Origin of the sequence: Desulfobulbus elongatus DSM 2908, assembly GCF_000621145.1 — a bacterium.
Classification (GTDB): Bacteria; Desulfobacterota; Desulfobulbia; order Desulfobulbales; family Desulfobulbaceae; genus Desulfobulbus; species Desulfobulbus elongatus.
Window position 1 is genome coordinate 1 of record NZ_JHZB01000035.1, and the last position, 18,435, is coordinate 18,435.

At 65.7% G+C, this 18,435-nt stretch carries 12 protein-coding genes and 1 pseudogene; 6 read left to right on the forward strand and 7 right to left on the reverse strand.

Annotated elements, in window-relative coordinates; translation table 11 throughout:
- A pseudogene (locus tag Q362_RS24565) lies at positions 1 to 164 on the forward strand (IS5/IS1182 family transposase); the annotation flags it as partial.
- A gap of 294 nt (positions 165 to 458) precedes the next feature.
- On the opposite strand, the gene Q362_RS0114415 reads toward Q362_RS24565, so the two are convergent.
- Positions 459 to 1,829 (reverse strand): DEAD/DEAH box helicase, encoded by a 1,371-nt coding sequence (locus Q362_RS0114415; protein ID WP_028319253.1) that lies wholly within the window; start codon positions 1,827 to 1,829, stop codon positions 459 to 461.
- Between the two features lie 243 nt (positions 1,830 to 2,072).
- Between Q362_RS0114415 and Q362_RS0114420 the strand changes: the two genes are divergently transcribed.
- Positions 2,073 to 2,696: a hypothetical protein gene (locus Q362_RS0114420; RefSeq protein WP_028319254.1), complete on the forward strand. Its 624-nt coding sequence runs from the start codon at positions 2,073 to 2,075 to the stop codon at positions 2,694 to 2,696.
- Between the two features lie 32 nt (positions 2,697 to 2,728).
- Positions 2,729 to 3,070: a histidine triad nucleotide-binding protein gene (locus Q362_RS0114425; protein ID WP_028319255.1), complete on the forward strand. Its 342-nt coding sequence runs from the start codon at positions 2,729 to 2,731 to the stop codon at positions 3,068 to 3,070.
- A 38-nt stretch (positions 3,071 to 3,108) separates the two neighbouring features.
- Here Q362_RS0114425 and Q362_RS0114430 read toward each other — a convergent pair whose 3' ends face one another.
- Positions 3,109 to 4,407 carry a CBS domain-containing protein gene (locus Q362_RS0114430; RefSeq protein ID WP_028319256.1) on the reverse strand — a complete coding sequence of 433 codons (1,299 nt, stop codon included), beginning with the start codon at positions 4,405 to 4,407 and terminating at the stop codon, positions 3,109 to 3,111.
- Between the two features lie 245 nt (positions 4,408 to 4,652).
- On the opposite strand from Q362_RS0114430, the gene gltB reads away from it, so the two are divergent.
- Positions 4,653 to 9,101 (forward strand): glutamate synthase large subunit, encoded by a 4,449-nt coding sequence (gene gltB / locus Q362_RS0114435; protein WP_028319257.1) that lies wholly within the window; start codon positions 4,653 to 4,655, stop codon positions 9,099 to 9,101.
- A gap of 21 nt (positions 9,102 to 9,122) precedes the next feature.
- Positions 9,123 to 10,541: an FAD-dependent oxidoreductase gene (locus tag Q362_RS0114440; RefSeq protein WP_028319258.1), complete on the forward strand. Its 1,419-nt coding sequence runs from the start codon at positions 9,123 to 9,125 to the stop codon at positions 10,539 to 10,541.
- Positions 10,542 to 11,224: 683 nt separating this feature from the next.
- Here Q362_RS0114440 and pstB read toward each other — a convergent pair.
- From pstB to pstC, 4 genes are all read right to left on the reverse strand, one after another.
- Positions 11,225 to 12,070, reverse strand: a complete 846-nt coding sequence (gene pstB / locus Q362_RS0114445; RefSeq protein WP_035216920.1) for a phosphate ABC transporter ATP-binding protein PstB — start codon at positions 12,068 to 12,070, stop codon at positions 11,225 to 11,227.
- Positions 12,071 to 12,328: 258 nt separating this feature from the next.
- Positions 12,329 to 13,384 (reverse strand): PstS family phosphate ABC transporter substrate-binding protein, encoded by a 1,056-nt coding sequence (locus Q362_RS0114450; protein ID WP_028319260.1) that lies wholly within the window; start codon positions 13,382 to 13,384, stop codon positions 12,329 to 12,331.
- 94 nt (positions 13,385 to 13,478) lie between these two features.
- Positions 13,479 to 14,777: a phosphate ABC transporter permease PstA gene (gene pstA / locus Q362_RS0114455; protein ID WP_245590240.1), complete on the reverse strand. Its 1,299-nt coding sequence runs from the start codon at positions 14,775 to 14,777 to the stop codon at positions 13,479 to 13,481.
- Positions 14,770 to 16,155 carry a phosphate ABC transporter permease subunit PstC gene (gene pstC, locus Q362_RS0114460; protein ID WP_028319262.1) on the reverse strand — a complete coding sequence of 462 codons (1,386 nt, stop codon included), beginning with the start codon at positions 16,153 to 16,155 and terminating at the stop codon, positions 14,770 to 14,772. The genes pstA and pstC overlap by 8 nt, the downstream gene beginning before the upstream one ends.
- A 295-nt stretch (positions 16,156 to 16,450) precedes the next feature.
- On the opposite strand from pstC, the gene Q362_RS0114465 reads away from it, so the two are divergent.
- Positions 16,451 to 17,581, forward strand: a complete 1,131-nt coding sequence (locus Q362_RS0114465; protein ID WP_028319263.1) for a 6-phosphofructokinase — start codon at positions 16,451 to 16,453, stop codon at positions 17,579 to 17,581.
- 58 nt (positions 17,582 to 17,639) lie between these two features.
- Here the strand turns inward: Q362_RS0114465 and phoU are convergent, their stop codons facing one another.
- A complete protein-coding gene (gene phoU, locus Q362_RS0114470) occupies positions 17,640 to 18,314 on the reverse strand; it encodes a phosphate signaling complex protein PhoU (RefSeq protein WP_028319264.1) in 675 nt (224 codons plus the stop codon).
- Positions 18,315 to 18,435 lie beyond the last annotated feature (121 nt).

Sequence of the window (18,435 nt, forward strand, 5' to 3'; positions counted from 1 at the left end):
GGATCCGTTCGCGCGTCGAGCACGTCTTTGGTGTGCAGGCTCAGAGAGCGGGGAATTTGCTGTTGCGCACGATTGGCATAGCCCGAGCCCGAGCAAAGATCGGTTTGCGCAATCTGGTGTACAACATTGACCGGATGGTGATGCTTCTGGCGACAAACAGGTGAAGTGCGTCCAAGAGGCGGCAACATGGCAAAAGAACGCCATCGAGCGCCGAGTGAAGCGCTGTCAGGGGGCAAAACCGATCGAATCAAGCACCAGGAAAGCATGATCTTTGTAAAAAAAAGCCGGTAAAGGCTGCCGGGAATTACTGAACTAAATTTCAAGATGCCCTTATATTTGTCGTGAGGGTGGCGGCAGTTAGACAGCCTCACATTTCGATCCAAGGAACACGCCGCAAGCGGCGCTCCCCTAAGCTTTTGCGTTAGCCATTCATCCACTCCGAATGCGCCCGATTCCGCTCACCACGCCGCAAACACCGCCTGCCGGGCGATGGCCGAGCGCCGCAGTACCGGAATCTGCTCGTCGACATAGTCGATCACCCGCGCCTCCTTGCCCTCAGCCGGCCGCATGATCCGCCCCACCACCTGCAAGAGCCGGCCCTCGAACTTGATCGGCGTGGCCAGGACCAGGGTGGACAGACCGGGACAGTCGAAGCCCTCGCCGATCAACTGCACGGTGGCGATCAGCACAACAACCCGTCCCGACTGAACATCGGCGACAATGCCCGTCCGTTCCTCAGGCGGCGACTGGCCGGTGAGGACCGGGGCGGACATCCCCTGTCCGGCCAGCAGTTCGGCCAGGGCCAGGCAATGCGCCACCCGGTCCGACACCACCAGGATGGTGCCCTGATGGCCGGGCGCGAGCAGAGCGAGGATGTCGGCCACGATCAGGCGGTTGCGCGGCAGATTGGCGGCCAGGGCCTTGATCAGCTTGGCATATTCCCCGCGATAGCCATAGGTGAACCCGGTCGGCCGCTGCTCCAGCACCGGCCGGACCACCGCGCCGCTGGCCGCCAGCATGCGGTTGTCGACGGCATGGACCCGATCGCCCATGTAGATGTTGATCAGCCTGGTCATGCCGTCCTCGCGCCGGAAGGCGGTGGCGGACAGGCCCAGCATGAAGGTGCAGTCAAAGGCCGAGACCACGTCGGTGAACAGGCTGGCCGGCACCCGGTGGCACTCGTCGACCACCAGTTGGCCGAATTGCGCGGGCCAGGTGTCGAGGTGCTTCTTGGCCGTGTTGACGATGGCCACGGTCACCGGCCGGATATCGAGGATGCCGTCGCCGGCCAGGCCGGCCTCCATGCCGAGGAACTGGGCGATGCGCTGCTGCCACTGGCGCATCAGCTCCTTGGAATGGACCACGATCAGGGTCGGCTGCCGCCGCCGGGCGATCACCGCCAGGGCCATGATCGTCTTGCCCGAGCCGGTGCCCGCCTCGAGCACGCCAAAGGAATGGGCCAGCACCGCGGCCACCGCCTGTTCCTGGTAGGGCCGCAGCTGCCCCTGGAACCGGAGATCTATCTCCGGGAAAAGGCGGCGGCGGTCATCGATCACTGGAGACTGTCCCGTAATTTGGCGACAGAGCCGCACCGCCTGGTTGCCGAAACCGCGCGGGAAGAAGAGTCGATCCTCGCTTTCGTGATAAAAGAACAATTGCGGCTTGAGCTTCTTGCCGAGCCAGCGGCCGAACTGCTTGGCCGCCTGGTATTTGGGATTGGCGATGGTCAGCTCGGCCCGGATGGCCGCGGCCAGGGCCGGGGGTGCGCCGGTGAGGCAGCATTCCCGGTCCACCGTGAGGCGCGGCGGCTGTTCCGGTGCGGTGGTCATGGCCGGACCACGGCCGGGCAACAGGCGGCCTTTTTTGTACCCGCCGGCTTGACAGGGGGATGAAAATCGAGCATTCTGTTGTATTTTTTGTCGATGGGTCGGCCCGATGCCTTCCGGCCCGCGCGAACGCCGTCACACCGCTTTCGGCCGGATGCCCGGCCCATGGTTGCCGGTGTGATCACCATCAATCCGCAGGCGGGCACGATCCCTGTCCCCGCCGCTTTGCCTGCTTGCTGAACCGACATGAACGGAAAACTCCTGCGCCTCGTCTGCCTGCTGTGCGGCCTGTTCCTCTGTGCCTTCCCGGCCATCGGCGCCGACAACGGCGGCCGGAAAAACATCGTCCTCACCCTGCCGGCGGAAACCGTGCTGGCCTCCCTGCAGAAGACCCTGCCCCTGGACATCCCCTCGCAGAGCCGGCAGATGCAGGGCGACATCACCGTCGAATCGCTGGACCGGCTGGTCATCCGCAACAACGTCATCTCGGTGCGCGGCGTGCTTTCCGGCAAAAACCTGGTGATCACCACCAATATCGCCGGCCAGGACATCCAGCTTCGGGTCGGCGAGGTCCGCCTGCCCATGACCTGCGACCTGCTGACCCGGTTCGACCCGGTCCAGCGCAAACTGTTCGTCACGCCCCGGTTCGCGGAAGCCGCCCAGAACGCGGGCACATCCCAGGACACGCTGACGCCCCTGCTCGCCGCTCTCGGCGGCCGGGAATACGCGGTCGATCTCGATGCCCTGGAAACAATCAACCTCAAGGTCGGCGCCCGGTCGATTCCCATCGCCATGGAGCCGGTCAGCATTGCGGGCGTCGACAACGCCCTGGTCTTTCAGATGCTGCCGCGGGTCGGCGCCCGGCGGTAGCAGGCCCCCTGCCACCCACACGAGAGGTCCCCATGTCCGACAACTGTCTGTTCTGCAAGATCGTCCGCGGCGAGATCCCGGCCAGCAAGCTCTACGAGGACGACGACGTCTTGGCCTTCCGCGACATCGCCCCCCAGGCCCCGGTCCATTTTCTGGTGATCCCGAAAAAACACCTCAGCGGTCCCTCGGCGGTGGCCGAGGAGGACGAACGGATGGTGGGCAAGCTGATGCGGGTGGGCAACGAGATCGCCCTCAAGGAGGGCGTGCCGCACTACCGGGTCGTGTTCAACAACGGTGCCCAGGCCGGGCAGACCGTCTTTCACCTGCACATGCACATCCTCGGCGGCCGCCACATGGCCTGGCCTCCGGGCTGATCGCCGGGACCGCCGCGCCCTTCCCCCGCCCGCACCGGCTAGGCCGGCAGCATGCCGTACAGATAGTTGATGATGTCGGTGCGGGTGATGATGCCGATCACCTTCTCCCCCTGCACCACCGGCAGGTGGCCGATGTTCTTCTGCACCATCGTCTCCGCCGCCTCGCTGGCCAGGGCGTCGGGGGCGATGGTCGTCACCTCGCGGTTCATGAAGGCCTTGACCGGGCTGCTCCACTGCTTCTTCAGCCGCAGTTTCTTCAGATCCCACAGCACGACGATGCCGCGCAGGCATTCCTCATCCTCGATCACCAGCCCGCGGATTTTTTCCTCCTCCATAATGCGCCTGACCTGGTGCATGGGGGTATCGGACGGCACCGTGGTCACCGGAAAGGACATCATGTCCGCCACCAGGACCGTGCCCCGCTGCACCTCGTGCAGGGCGGCGATGATCTTCTGCCGGATCTCGCCGGGGGCCATCGCGGTGTCGGCCATGGTCGCCGATCCCGCTCCCGGATGGCCGCCGCCACCGAACCGCTGCAACACGCTGTTGACGTCGATCTCCGGCGTCGAGCTGCGGCCGATGATGAAATAACCGCCGCCCTCGTTGACAAAGACCACGAACACCGCGTCGGCGTTGACGATCTTGCCGTAGAGCTGCACCACCATGGCCAGTTCGACGTGCTTGCTGATATGCACCACGCCGATGCCCACCCGCTTGCCCTTGATGTCGTGCTGCTCGGCGTCGCGCATCAGGCGGAACAGCACCTTTTTCTGCACCTCGCCATAGGCCATGTTGAGGAAATCGACGGCGATGGTCAAATCCGCGCCCTGCTCCAGGAGAAAGGCGGCCGCGCGGGCATCCTCCGGGGTGGTGGAGCTGAAGGTCAGCTGGCCGGTGTCCTCGTACAGGCCGAGCAGGAACAGGGTTGCCTGCAGGGGGGTGAGTGCAAGGCCCCGCTCCCTGATCTCGCGCACCAACAGGGTGATGGTGGCGCCGATCTTCTCCACGCACTGCCAGTGCGGATTGATGTCGCCGATACCCATGTGGTGGTCCCAGAGCAGCACCTCGACGCCCTCCCGCCCCTTGAGGCAGTCGACCCGGTCGAGCCGCCGCCACTGGTTGGTGTCGGCCACGATCAGCCGGGTGACGGCATCCGGGTCGACCTCGCCGGCCAGGATGATGTCGATGGAGGTCTTGTGAAGGGAGAGGAAGCGGTGGACATTGGGATTGACGTTTTTCGGGCACACGGCGACGGCGCCCGGATACAGCAGGGTGGCGGCCACGATGGACGCCAGGCCGTCGAAATCGGTATTGCGGTGGGTGGTGGCGATGTGCATGGATCGTCGGAGAGGCGAAAAATGTTCGATGGCGGCGGCGCGGCCGCCCACCGTTTCAGGGGCAGAAATCGTTCAGCGGCAATATCTTGGATGCAGGTGTACACAATATAAGACAGGGACAGCCTGTCAACAGAAGAAACGGGCGCGGCGAAAACCGGGCCGCCGGCGAGAACGATTCCTGTTGCGCAATCCGGCCGCCGGTGCTTAACATCCTTCATGGTTCTTCAACGGCGGGACATGTTGCCATGCGTGGACTCTACGACCTCAACGAATACAGGGACAGCTGCGGCTTCGGTCTGATCGCCCACATCAAGGGCGAGGCCAGCCATCATCTGGTCCGGACCGGGATCGAGGCCCTGACCTGCATGACCCACCGCGGCGGGATCTCCGCCGACGGCCGCACCGGCGACGGCTGCGGCCTGCTCCTGCAGAAACCGGACCGCTTCCTCCGCAGGCTGGCCCGCGAGCACGGCGCCGGCGAACTCACCCCGCTCTACGGCGTCGGCATGCTCATGCTCGGCCGCGAGCAAGGCCAGGCCGAAACCGCGCAACGCATCCTCGCCGAGGAACTGGCCGGCCAGGGCCTGCAGGTGGCGGGCTGGCGACAGGTGCCGACCGATCCGGGCTGCCTCGGCCCCATTGCCCTGGCCTCCTTACCCCTGTTTTTCCAGGTCTTCGTCAATTGCGACGGCTTAAGCCGCGAGCAGTTGACCGCGAGGCTGTTCATTGCCCGCCGCCGGGCGGAAAAACGGCTGGCCGACGATCCCGATTTCTACGTGGCCAGCCTCAGCGAAGGGGTGATCGTCTACAAGGGGCTGATGATGCCCGCCGATCTGCCCGGTTTCTTCCCCGACCTGGCCGACCCGGAGTTGGCCAGCGCGATCTGCGTCTTCCATCAGCGGTTCTCCACCAACACCATGCCCCGCTGGCCCCTGGCGCATCCGTTCCGCCTCCTTGCCCACAACGGCGAGATCAACACCATCACCGGCAACCGCAACTGGGCCGACGCCCGCACCGGCAAATTCAAGACCCCGCTGCTGCCGGACATCGAGGCCATCGCCCCCTTGGTCAACCGGACCGGCTCGGATTCCTCCAGCCTGGACAACATGCTGGAGGTCCTGGTGGCCGGCGGCATGGACCTCCACCGGGCCATCCGCATGCTCATCCCGCCGGCCTGGCAGAACGTCGAACATCTGGACGCCGATCTCCGCGCCTTCTACGAGTTCAACTCCATGCACACCGAGGCCTGGGACGGTCCGGCCGGGCTGGTGCTCTCCGACGGCCGCCACGCGGTTTGCGCCCTGGACCGCAACGGCCTGCGCCCCTCGCGCTGGGTACTGACCAGGGACGACATCCTCACCGTGGCCTCGGAGGTCGGCGTTCGCCGCTACGACGACGGCGAGGTGGTGGCCAAGGGCCGCCTTGGCCCCGGCCAGATGCTCTCGGTCGACACCGCCACCGGCACCCTGCGCCACACCGCCGAAATCGACGACGCACTCAAGCGCCGCCATCCGTACAAGCAGTGGCTCAAGGACAACACCCTGCGGCTGGAGGGCACCCTGACCCAGGACCGCGCCACCAGGGAACTGGAGGGCGAACCGTTGAAGATGGCCATGAAGATGTATCAGGTCAGCTTCGAGGAGCGCGACCAGATCCTCCGGCCCCTGGCCGCGACCGGCCAGGAGGCCACCGGCTCCATGGGCGACGACACCCCCATGGCGGTGCTCTCCCGGCAGCAACGGCCGCTCACCGACTCGTTCCGCCAGCAGTTCGCCCAGGTGACCAACCCGCCCATCGACCCCCTGCGCGAGGCGGTGGTGATGTCGCTGGAAACCACCATGGGCCCGGAGCAGCAGTCGATTTTCGAGGAGTCCGAGCAGCATGCCAACCGGGTCATCCTCACCTCGCCGGTGCTGTCCTCCGAGAAATACCGCGCCCTGCTCCACCTCGACCGCTGGGGCTACCGGCTGTGCCGCCTGTCGCTCGGCTACGATCCGGCGCAACTCGGCCTGCGTGCAGCCATCGAGCAGCTCTGCCAACGGGCCGGCGAAGCGGTCCGGTCCGGCTGCGTCCTCCTCCTGCTCACCGACCAGGACTGCGCCCCGCCGTTGCTGCCGATCCATGCCCTGCTGGCCACCGGCGCGGTGCACCACCATCTTGCCCGGACCGGGCTGCGCTGCAACGCCAACCTCATCGTGTCCACGGCCACGGCCCGCGACGCCCACCAGATCGCCTGCCTGATCGGCTTCGGCGCCACCGCCGTCTATCCCTATCTCGGCTACGCGGTGGTGGCCGACCTCTGCCGCGGCGGCGAGGTGGAACTGGCGCCGGACCGGGCGCTGAAAAATTACCGCGCCGGCATCAAGAAGGGGCTGCTCAAGATCCTCTCCAAGATGGGCATCGCCACCGTGGCCTCCTATCGCGGCGCCCAGTTGTTCGAGATCGTCGGCCTGGACGAGGAGGTGGTCGACCTCTGCTTTGCCGGCGCGCCCAGCCGTATCCGGGGAGCCGGGTTCGCCGACCTCGAGGCGGACCAGAAGGTGCTGGCCAGGGAGGCCGTGAGCCGCCAGAAGCCGATCCGACCGGGCGGGCTGCTCAAGTACATGTACGGCCAGGAGTACCACGCCTTCAACCCCGAGGTGGTGATGGGTTTGCAGGCGGCGGTCGCCAGCGGCGATTACCGGCAGTGGCGGGCCTGCGCCGAGCTGATCAACAAACGCGAACCGGCCACCCTGCGCGACCTGCTGCGCTTGCGCCGCGATCTGCACCCCATCCCCTTGGACCAAGTCGAGCCGGTGGAGGCGATCACCCCCCGCTTCGACACCGCCGCCATGTCGCTGGGCGCCCTGTCGCCGGAGGCCCACGAGGCCCTGGCCGAGGCCATGAACAGCATGGGCGGCCGCTCCAACAGCGGCGAAGGCGGCGAGGACCCGGCCCGCTACGGCACCATCAAAATGTCCAAGATCAAGCAGGTCGCCTCGGGCCGCTTCGGCGTCACCCCGCACTACCTGGTCAACGCCGAGGTCCTGCAGATCAAGATCGCCCAGGGCGCCAAGCCCGGCGAGGGCGGCCAGCTGCCGGGAGGCAAGGTCAACGACCTGATCGCCCGGCTGCGCTACTCGGTGCCCGGCGTCACCCTGATCTCGCCGCCGCCGCACCACGACATCTACTCCATCGAGGACCTGGCCCAGCTCATCTTCGACCTCAAGCAGGTCAATCCCGAGGCCCTGGTCTCGGTCAAGCTGGTTGCCCGTCCCGGCGTCGGCACCATCGCCGCCGGGGTGGCCAAGGCCTATGCCGACCTGATCACCCTGTCCGGCTACGACGGCGGCACCGCCGCCAGCCCCCTGTCCTCGATCCGCCACGCCGGCTCGCCCTGGGAACTGGGGCTGGCCGAGGTGCACCAGACCCTCCAGGCCAACGACCTGCGCGACAAGATCCGCCTCCAGACCGACGGCGGCCTCAAGACCGGCCTGGACGTGGTCAAGGCGGCCATGCTCGGCGCCGAGAGCTTCGGCTTCGGCACCGCGCCGATGGTGGCGCTCGGCTGCAAATACCTGCGCATCTGCCATCTCAACAACTGCGCCACCGGTGTGGCCACCCAGCGCGACGACCTCCGCCGCGACCACTACCGGGGCACCGTGGCCAAGGTGGTCAACTACTTCCGCTTCCTGGCCGAAGAGACCAGGGAATGGCTGGCGGCCCTCGGGGTGCGCAGCCTGGCCGAGCTGGTGGGCCGGGTCGATCTCCTGGAGCCGGTCGCCGGCGGCACGCCCCGGCAGCAGCGCCTCGACCTGCGGCCGCTGGTGCACACCGACGAACTCCTGCGCACCAAGCCCCGCCACTGCGTCATCGGCCGCAACCGGCCCTTTGACCGCGGCGAGCTGGCCGAGCAGATGGTGCGCGATATCCTGCCCGCCATCGAGGCCAAAAGCGGCGGCACCTTTGCCTACACCCTGACCAACTGCGACCGCTCCATCGGCGCCCGGCTGAGCGGCGAGATCGCCAAACGCTGGGGCAACCAGGGCATGACCGAGGCGCCGGTCAGGCTCAAGCTCACCGGCGTGGCCGGCCAGAGCTTCGGCGCCTGGAACGCCGGCGGCCTGGAACTGCATCTCCACGGCGATGCCAACGATTACGTCGGCAAAGGCATGGCCGGCGGCAAGATCGTCCTGCGGCCGCCGCACCTGGCGACCTTCCGCAGCGAGACCACCAGCATCATGGGCAACACCTGCCTCTATGGCGCCACCGGCGGCAAATTGTTCGCCTCGGGCCGGGCGGGCGAACGGTTCGCGGTGCGCAATTCCGGCGCCCATGCGGTGGTCGAGGGCGTGGGCGACCACGGCTGCGAATACATGACCGGCGGCCTGGTGACCGTGCTCGGCCCGGCGGGCAGCAACTTCGGCGCCGGCATGACCGGCGGGTTTGCCTATGTCCTCGATCCCGACAACCGCTTCGTCGATCAGTACAACCACGAACTGGTGGAGATCCAGCGCATCCATTCCGGCTACATGGAGGAATACCGCAACCACCTCCACCAGGTGATCGAGGAGTTCTGCCGCGAGACCAACAGCGATTGGGGCTGGCGGCTCCTGGACGATTTTCCCGATTATATCGGCAGGTTCTGGCTGGTCAAACCCAAGGCAGCCGACCTCTCCGGCCTGCTCGACCGGCTCGTGCAGCGCGGCGAATAATATGTGACGGACGGCATCGCCATGGACAAGCGACTGGACAATGTCTTTCAATTCCTCGACGTCGAGCGGAAACTGCCGCCCAAGGTCGGCCTGGTTACCCGCAAGACCGCCTTCCGCGAGATCTACGAGGCGGTCCCTGAACTTCACCTCAAGCATCAGGCGCACCGCTGCATCGCCTGCGGCAATCCATACTGCGAATGGCGCTGCCCGGTGCACAACCTGATCCCCAACTGGCTCAAGCTGATGGCCGAGGGCAATCTGACGGCCGCGGCGGAGCTGTGCCACCAGACCAACAGCCTGCCGGAGGTCTGCGGCCGGGTCTGCCCGCAGGACCGGCTGTGCGAGGGGGCCTGCACCTTGAACGACGGCTTCGGCGCGGTCACCATCGGCGCCGTCGAGCAGTACATCACCGAGCAGGCCTTGGCCCGGGGCTGGCAGCCGGACATGTCCGGAGTCGTGTGGAGCGGCAAGCGGGTGGCGGTGGTCGGGGCCGGACCAGCGGGCCTGGGCTGCGCCGACGTGCTCGTCCGCAACGGCGTCCGGCCGGTGGTGTTCGACCGGTACCCGGAAATCGGCGGCTTGCTGACCTTCGGCATCCCCGAGTTCAAGCTGGAGAAATCGGTGCTGGTCCGGCGGCGGCAGCTCTTTGCCGGCATGGGCGTGGAATTCCGCCTCAACACCGAAATCGGCCGCGATGTCAGCCTGGAGCGGCTCCTTGCGGAATTCGACGCCGTCTTCCTCGGCATGGGCACCTACCGGTTCCTCAAGGGCGGCCTGTCCGGCGAGGAGCTGCCGGGCGTGCACGACGCCCTCCCTTTCCTGGTGGGCAACGTCTGCCAGCAGCGCGGCTACGAGGGTGTGGCCCCGTTCATCGACACGGCGAATCTGCGTGTGGTGGTGCTGGGTGGCGGCGATACCGCCATGGACTGCTGCCGCACCGCCATCCGCCAGGGCGCGGCCAGCGTCACCTGCGTCTACCGGCGGGACGAGGCCAACATGCCCGGCTCGCGGAAGGAAGTGGTCAACGCCAGGGAGGAAGGGGTGGATTTCCTGTTCAACCGGCAACCGATCGGCATCCTCGGCGACCATCGGGCGGAAGGGGTGGAACTGGTGACCACCGAGTTGGGGGAGGCGGATGCGAGCGGCCGGCGGCGGCCGGTGGTGGTCAGCGACAGCCAGGTCACCCTCACGGCGGAGGTGGTGCTGATGGCCTTCGGTTTCCGGCCCAACCCGCCCGCCTGGCTGCGGGAACACGGCGTGACCGTCAACGACCGCGACCGGGTCGTGGCCGACGAGGCGGGAGCCTATCCCATGCAGACCAGCCATCCCAAAATCTTTGCCGGCGGCGACATGGTGCGCGGCTCCGACCTGGTGGTGACCGCCATCTGGCAGGGCCGTCAGGCCGCCAAGGGCATCCTCGCCTTCCTGGGGGTCGACTGACCGCAGGCCCCGGCTCCGCCGCACCCGCCACGTTCTCCGGCCGCCGCCATGTCCCCCGCCCGGTTCTCTCCGACGCCTGGGCAACAAGTATCCAATCCGGGCGACGCCATCCGCGCGCGCCCTGCGCTCTACCGCCCCGCTTTCACATCGTATTTTTCAACAAGCTCCCGCCTGTTTCCATTGGTGTGGGAAAGAACTATCCAGCGACTGTCCGCGCTTGCGCCCCAAGAATAGGGCGTAACCGGCCAACCATTCGATTGCATTGACCATATTGCCGGCCTCTTCTTTCCCGTCCACTTGGCACCCCGGATGCTTTCTTCAGGGTACCCCGTCCCGATGCATGCGGACGACAGACACTCAAGGAGAATGCAAAATGACCAAGATATTCGCAGCGAGCGTTGCCCTGGCCGCCCTTCTTGCCCTTGGCGGGTGCTATTGGCCCGGACACCACTGGCATGGCGGTCCCGGCCGCGATCGCGGATGGCACGACCGGTATGACGATCACCGCGACCATTATCGCCCCGGAGGCTCCCCCAGAGGCTCTTTCAACGGACGAAGATAAGATTCAGGCAGGAGGAAAGTACGGCGCAGGTTTCGTGGGCCGTGCACGGAGAAGCGAAACCGCGACGGCGGTCTCCCTGCGGCGCGCGGCCGCCATTATGCCCTGGAAACCGGCCGGCGGATCAGCCGAAGCGGCCGGTGATGTAATCCTCGGTCAACTGGTGGCGGGGATTGGTGAAAATGCGGTCGGTGGAGCCGACCTCGACCAGATCGCCCAGGTGGAAGTAGGCGGTGCGCTGGGAAACCCGCGCCGCCTGCTGCATGTTGTGGGTGACGATGACGATGGTGTACTGCTCCTTGAGTTCGGTGATCAGGTCCTCCACCGTGGCGGTGGCGATGGGGTCGAGCGCCGAGCAGGGTTCGTCCATGAGGATGACCTCGGGCCGCACGGCGATCGCCCGGGCGATGCAGAGCCGCTGCTGCTGACCGCCGGACAACCCGGTGCCGGGCTGGTCGAGGCGGTCGCTGACCTCGTTCCACAGGCCGGCCTTTTTCAGCGAACTCTCGACAATGTCCTGCAGCTCGGACTTGCTGTTGACCAGGCCGTGGATCTTCGGTCCGTAGGCGACGTTGTCGAAGATTGATTTGGGAAAGGGATTGGGCTTCTGGAAGACCATGCCCACCTGGGCGCGCAACGGCACCACATCCACCTTGCGGTCGTAGATGTTGAGGTCGTCCAGGAAGATTTCACCGGTGACCCGGCAGCCGGCCACGGTGTCGTTCATCCGGTTGAGGCAGCGCAGAAAGGTCGACTTGCCGCAGCCCGAGGGGCCGATCATGGCCAGCACCTCGTTCTTGCCGACATCGATGCTGACGTTTCTGATGGCATGCTTGTCGCCGTAATAGACGTTGACCTCCCGGCAGATCATCCGGGGCTCCTCGACAAAGGGCAGGCCCACGGTCCGGCGCTCGTCGCGGTCCACCTTGCGGGCCTTGGCCGCCACGGCGTCCGCCTCGTTCTTTTCCATCACCACGTCACGCATGTCCACGACTGTATCCAAAACCGCAGCCATTGTTCATCCACCTCCGCTGGAATACCGTTCCCGCCGTGCAGCCGAAAACGCTTCTTGCCTCTGTCGCGCATTCGGTCGAAGAGCGGGCGAATCCCACCGGGCGACGCCATGCCGCCCGGTGGGGTCCGAACCTCGCTGCCCGGCGCGTGCCGTTGGCCGTACTCGTCCATTGCCGGCTCACCCATAACGGCCCCCGCGCCCCAGGCCGAAGCCTTACTCTTTGCCGCTGAGGGCCTTCAATGCCTTGGCGTCGGCCGCCACGGCCTTCTGCTCGTCTTTCGGCATGGGGATCAGGCCCTTTTCGGCCAGATAGCCCTGCTCGCCCCAGGCCCGGTCGCTGGTGAACTCGGCCAGGAATTCGGCGATGCCCGGAATCTTGCCGACATGGTCCTTCTTGACATAGATGAACAGCGGCCGGGACACCGGATACTTGCCCTCGGCAATGGCCTCGAAATCCGGCGCCTTGCCGTCGATGGCCGAGCCCTGGATCTTGTCGGCATTCTGATCGAGGAAGCTGAAGCCGAAAATGCCTAGACTCTTGGGATTGGCCTCGAGTTTCTGCACGATCAGGTTGTCGTTTTCGCCGGCCTCGATATAGGCGCCGTCTTCACGCACGGTCTGGCACACGGCCTTGAATTTTTTCTCGTCGGTCGATTTCAGCGCCTTGATCGCGGCGAATTCCTCGCAGCCATGGTCCATGACCATCTCGACAAAGGCGTCGCGGGTGCCCGAGGTGGGCGGCGGCCCCAGCACCTCGATCTTCTCGGCGGGCAGGGTGGGGTTCACGTCCTTCCAGGTCTTGTAGGGGTTGGCCACCAGTTGGTCGCCGCCCTCGGGGCTGGGCACTTCCTTGGCCAGCGCCAGGAAAATATCCTTGCGGCTGAGCTGCATCTGCTCGGCCTTCTTGCTGTTGGCCAGGACGATGCCGTCGTACCCCACCTTGATCTCGACGATCTGGGTCACGCCGTTCTTGGCGCAGGTCTCGATTTCCGACTTCTTGATCGCGCGGGAGGCATTGGCGATGTCCGGGGTGTCGACGCCGGCGCCGGCGCAGAACAGTTTGAACCCGCCGCCGGTACCGGTGGATTCGATCTTCGGCGTCTTGAACTTGGTGGTCTTGCCGAACTGTTCGGCCACGGCGGTGGAGAAGGGGTACACCGTGGACGAGCCGACGATCGAGATGTAATCGCGGCCGTCAGCGGCCTGGACAGAGGCGGCCGAACCGGCGAACAGGGCGGCGGCGGCCAGGGTACGTGCAATTTTCTGCATGGGGACTCTCCTGAAAAATGAATCTGTAGGGGTTGATGGGCAGAACGGTACAACCGCTCTGTTTGATTTCCGTTAGCAAACCGTTCCGATTGGATTACCAGCGGCGCTCGAACTTGTTGCGAAGAAAGACCGCGGCGGCATTCATGGCCAGCAACAGGAGGAGCAGCACCATGATGGCCGCCGAGGTCCGTTCGACAAAGGCTCGTTCCGGGCTGTCGGCCCAGAGATAGATCTGCACCGGCAGCACCGTGGCGGGGTCGCTGAAACCGTGCGGGACATCGACGATGAAGGCCACCATGCCGATCATCAGCAGCGGCGCCGTCTCGCCCAGGGCCCTGGCCATGCCGATGATGGCCCCGGTCATCATGCCGGGCATGGCCAGCGGCAGGACATGGTGGACGATGGTCTGCACCTGCGAGGCACCGACCCCCAGGGCAGCTTCGCGGATGGAGGGCGGCACCGATTTCAGCGAGGCCCGGCTGGCGATGATGATGGTCGGCAGGGTCATCAGGGTCAGCACCAGCCCGCCGACCAGGGAGGCCGAGCGCGGCAGGTTCATGAAGTTGAGGAACACGGCCAGCCCGAGCAGGCCGAAGACGATCGACGGGATAGCGGCCAGGTTGTTGATGTTGACCTCGATCAGGTCGGTCCAGCGGTTCTTGGGCGCGAACTCCTCCAGGTAGACCGCCGCGGCCACGCCGATGGGGAAGCTGAGCACCAGGGTGACGACCAGGGTAAAGAAGGAACCCATGGCCGCGCCCCGGATGCCCGCCAGCTCGGGCTCGCGGGAATCGCCCGCCTGGAAGAAGGTCGTATTGAAGGCGAGCTGCAATCGGCCGGCGGCGGTCAACTGATCGATCCAGGCCGCCTGCTGGTCGCTGATCCGCCGCTCGCTCTCGGGCACGTTGCGGGGGATGTGCCCCTTGATGAACATATCGACCTCGTCGTCGGCCAGGACCCAGACCGACTTGACCGAGCCGATCAGCTCCGGTTTGTTCATCACCATATCCTGCACCTGGTAGGCGGCACCGGTGCTGGCCAGCTTGGCCACGATCCGCTTGTCCTGGCGGTTCTCCACCCGGGGGAAAAGGGTCTGGACCGAATCCCGTACCAGGGCGGCGTAGTTGGCGGTGGCCAGGTTGTTGACGTCGAGCACCGCCGGATCGAGATGGATGTCGAGCAGGATCTCCGTCTGCCGGAAGGCCGTGTATCCCTTGGCCGTGATCGAAGCGAGCAGCAGGGCCAGGAACATCAGGCTGGCGACGATGGCCGCGAGCCCGAAGAACTTGAAGCGCCGCTCCTTGCGGTAGCGGGCCGCCAAGCCGACATTGACCCGGGCCATGGTGCTCATGGGCCGCGCCTCGCTCATCCGGCCGCCTTGTTCCTCATTCATATTCTTCACGGTATTTGCGCACCACGTAGAGGGCGATGACATTGAGCGCCAGGGTGACGACGAACAGCAGCATGCCCAGGGCAAAGGCCGCCAGCGTCTTGGGGCTGTCGAACTCCTGGTCGCCGACCAGGAGGGTGACGATCTGCACGGTCACCGTGGTCACCGCCTGAAGGGGGTTGAAGGTGAGATTGGCGGCCAGGCCGGCGGCCATGACCACGATCATGGTCTCGCCGATGGCCCGCGAAACCGCCAGCAGGATCGAGCCGACGATGCCGGGCAGGGCGGCGGGCAGGATGACCAGCTTGATGGTCTCGCTCTTGGTGGCCCCCAGGCCGTAGGAGCCGTCGCGCAGGGATTGGGGCACGGCGTTGATGACGTCGTCGGAGAGCGAGGAGACAAAGGGGATGATCATGATCCCCATCACCAGTCCTGCGGCCAGGGCGCTTTCCGAGGCCACCGGCAGGCCGGTCAGGGCGCCCAGGTCCCGGATGGCCGGCGCCACCACCAGAGCGGCGAAAAACCCGTAGACCACGGTGGGCACCCCGGCCAGGATCTCCAGAAGCGGCTTGACCGTGGCCCGGAATGTGGACCCGGCATATTCGGAAAGGTAGATGGCCGACATCAGGCCGAAGGGCACGGCAATGGCCATGGCGATGCCGGAGATGAGAAAGGTGCCGGTGAGCACCGGTATCGCCCCGAAACTGCCGGAGCTGCCCGCCTGATCGGCCCGGATGGCCATCTGCGGGCTCCACTTGAGGCCGAAGAGGAAATCGGCCAGGGGGATCTGCTGGAAAAAGCGAATCGACTCGAACAGGACCGAGAGCACGATGCCGATGGTGATGAACACGGCGAAGGTGGAGCAGAGGGTGAGGATGATCTCGATGACGCGCTCGACCTGGTTGCGGGCCCGCAGCGCCGGACGGATCCGGGCCAGGATCAGATAGGCGCCGACCAGGGCCGCAGTCAGGGCCGCGGTCGCCAGGGCCAGGTTGCTGATCCGCTGCAGGCCGAGATACCGGTCGGCGGCGGCCTGGATCAGGGGATCGACCTCGTGGGCCACCACATTGCCGGCCACCAGGTTGCGCATGTCGTTGACCAGCAGGTTGATCTGGTCCGGGTTGACCACCCCCTTGGCCGCGGCAACCCCGTCCATGGCCATCCGGGTGAGCAGCGGATCGGCGGCCATCTGCCAGACGGCCACGATGACCAGGGCCGGCAGCCCGCACCACAGTCCGGTCAGCACGCCGTAGTAGCCGGGCCGGGAATGCAGCTTCCCGGCCGACGGCCGGCGCGCGAGCGCAAAGGCACGCCGGCGCCCCAGCCAGTAGGCCAGCGAGGACAGGATCAGGACCAGGGTGATGAGCGGGGCTGAAGACATATGGGTACCGTCGATGGAGGGGCGAATGGCCTCATTGCGTTGCACGGAACCCTATCGACGCTTTATTAAAGCCGGATTTGGCCACGGTTAGATTTCCGTTAGGATTCTTGCGCTCCATGCGGCACACCTGTTAAAAAGAGCATGGTCGCAGAGTTCCCGGCTGACCGGCGCAAACGGGCGAGCACGGTGCCGCCTGGACATCCGCGGAAAGGCGCTGCCGTCCGGCCGCCTTGTTCCGCGAACGTTTCCGGGGGATGGGCTATCCCCCGGCCTGACCGAATGACGGAGAGAATCCATGGGAAAGTGTATCGGCGTGCTGACCGCGGGCGGTGACAGCCCCGGCCTCAATGCAGCCATCCGGGCCATCGGCAAGAGCGCGCTCAATGCGTACAACATGCAGGTGATCGGCTTCCGCGACGGCTTCCGCGGCCTGATGGAAAACCGAAGCGTGCACCTGGAGGGGGAAATCCTTTCCGGCATCCTCACCCTGGGCGGCACCATCCTCGGCACCAGCCGCGACAAGCCGCACAAAATGCCGGTCGGCTCGAAGGTCCAGGACATGACTGAGGTGATGATCGACAACTGCCATCGCCACAACCTCGAGGTCCTGGTGTGCATCGGCGGCGGCGGCACCCAGAAGAACGCCTATCGCCTGGCCCAGTCCGGGGTGAACGTGATCACCCTGCCCAAGACCATCGACAACGATGTCGCCATGACCGACATCACCTTCGGCTTCGACACCGCCCTGTCGATCGCCACCGACGCCATCGACCGCCTCCACTCCACCGCCCACAGCCATCACCGGATCATCGTGGTCGAGATCATGGGGCACAACACCGGCTGGCTCGGCCTGGGCGCCGGGCTGGCCAGCGGCGCCGACGTCATCCTCATCCCCGAGATCCCCTACGACGTTCACCAGGTGGCCGACGCCATCCGCAGACGCCGGCACCGGGGCAAGAATTTCAGCATCGTCGCCGTTTCCGAGGGAGCGCTGGCCATCGAGGACGCCAGGGAGCTGGCCCGGCTCAAGGCGAGGAAACAGACGGCCGATGACGAGAAAAAACAGAAAAAGGCCGTGGCCGCCCTGGAGGCCTTCCAGGCCAATCACACCAGCAATACCCTGCGGCTGTCGGCGCAGTTGGAGCAGCTCACCGGCCTGGAGAGCCGGGTGACCATCCTCGGCCATCTCCAGCGGGGCGGCACGCCCACCGCGGCCGACCGCATCCTCGCCACCCGCCTGGGTTCGGCCTGCGTCGCCGCCATCGACGATCAGCGCTACGGCTGCATGGTGGCGGTCAAGGGGGAGTCAACGGAACTGGTGGAGTTGGCCGAGGTGGTCGGCAAGCGCAAGGTGGTGCCGCTCGATCACCCCTGGATCAGGGCCGCCCTGGAAACCGGGGCCTGCCTGGGCAACCACATGTCGTGAACGCGGCGCATCAGGACCGGGAAGAAGGGCGGAGCGTTCTTCCCGGTCGGGACAAGGGTCAGACCGGGTCCTCGCTGCTGCGGACGATTTCGCCCTCCACCAGGTAGATGACCTCCTCGGCGATGTTGATCGCCCGGTCGCCGATCCGTTCGAGATGGCGGGCGATGAGGTAGACGTTGACCAGCGAGGCGGCGCTGTCGGGGCGGCGGCCGATCTCCTCGATCACCGTTTTGTAGGCGGTGTCGCGCAGGCTGTTGACCTCGTCGTCCATGAGGAAAATGGTGCGGGCCAGGGCCGCATCCTCGGTGACCAGGGCGTCCAGGCTGGCCTTGACCATCTCCATCACCTTGGCGGCCATGGGCTGGTAGTCGAGCCCCATGGAGAAATCGGCGGTTTTGGCCGCAGTGATGGTGAGGACCCGTTTGGCGATGTTGACCGCGATGTCGGCGATCCGCTCCAGTTCGTTGTTGATCTTGATGATCGAGACGATCAGGCGCAGGTCGCGGGCCACCGGCTGATGCAGGGCGAGGATTTTCAGGCACTCCTCCTCGACCCGGATTTCCATGTCGTCGATCTCCCAGTCCGCGGTCATGATCGCCTGGGCCTGCTCCTGATTCCTGGTTTCCAAAAGGGCGCAGGCCCGCCGCAAACGGTCTTCCACCAAGGTGCCCATCGTGAGGATCGTCTTCTTCAATTCATCGATCTCGCGGTGGAAATGCATATGTTTGGCCACGGTATGTCTCCGATTCGTTGGGTTGGTGTATGATGCACACCATGCTTACGTACCGTCTCCGCGTTATCGCCCGATTAGAAACCAGTTAGGATCGCGTTAGCTTTTTTCTTTTCCCTTGCAA

Excerpts from the sequence above, each read along its gene's own strand:
- Q362_RS0114420 (WP_028319254.1), top strand. The coding sequence starts at position 2,073 with ATGAACGGAAAACTCCTGCGCCTCGTCTGCCTGCTGTGCGGCCTGTTC.
- pstA (WP_245590240.1), bottom strand. The coding sequence starts at position 14,777 with ATGAATGAGGAACAAGGCGGCCGGATGAGCGAGGCGCGGCCCATGAGC.
- Q362_RS0114440 (WP_028319258.1), top strand. The coding sequence starts at position 9,123 with ATGGACAAGCGACTGGACAATGTCTTTCAATTCCTCGACGTCGAGCGG.
- Q362_RS0114425 (WP_028319255.1), top strand. The coding sequence starts at position 2,729 with ATGTCCGACAACTGTCTGTTCTGCAAGATCGTCCGCGGCGAGATCCCG.
- Q362_RS0114430 (WP_028319256.1), bottom strand. The coding sequence starts at position 4,407 with ATGCACATCGCCACCACCCACCGCAATACCGATTTCGACGGCCTGGCG.
- Q362_RS0114415 (WP_028319253.1), bottom strand. The coding sequence starts at position 1,829 with ATGACCACCGCACCGGAACAGCCGCCGCGCCTCACGGTGGACCGGGAA.
- Q362_RS0114450 (WP_028319260.1), bottom strand. The coding sequence starts at position 13,384 with ATGCAGAAAATTGCACGTACCCTGGCCGCCGCCGCCCTGTTCGCCGGT.
- pstB (WP_035216920.1), bottom strand. The coding sequence starts at position 12,070 with ATGGAAAAGAACGAGGCGGACGCCGTGGCGGCCAAGGCCCGCAAGGTG.
- pstC (WP_028319262.1), bottom strand. The coding sequence starts at position 16,155 with ATGTCTTCAGCCCCGCTCATCACCCTGGTCCTGATCCTGTCCTCGCTG.
- gltB (WP_028319257.1), top strand. The coding sequence starts at position 4,653 with ATGCGTGGACTCTACGACCTCAACGAATACAGGGACAGCTGCGGCTTC.
- Q362_RS0114465 (WP_028319263.1), top strand. The coding sequence starts at position 16,451 with ATGGGAAAGTGTATCGGCGTGCTGACCGCGGGCGGTGACAGCCCCGGC.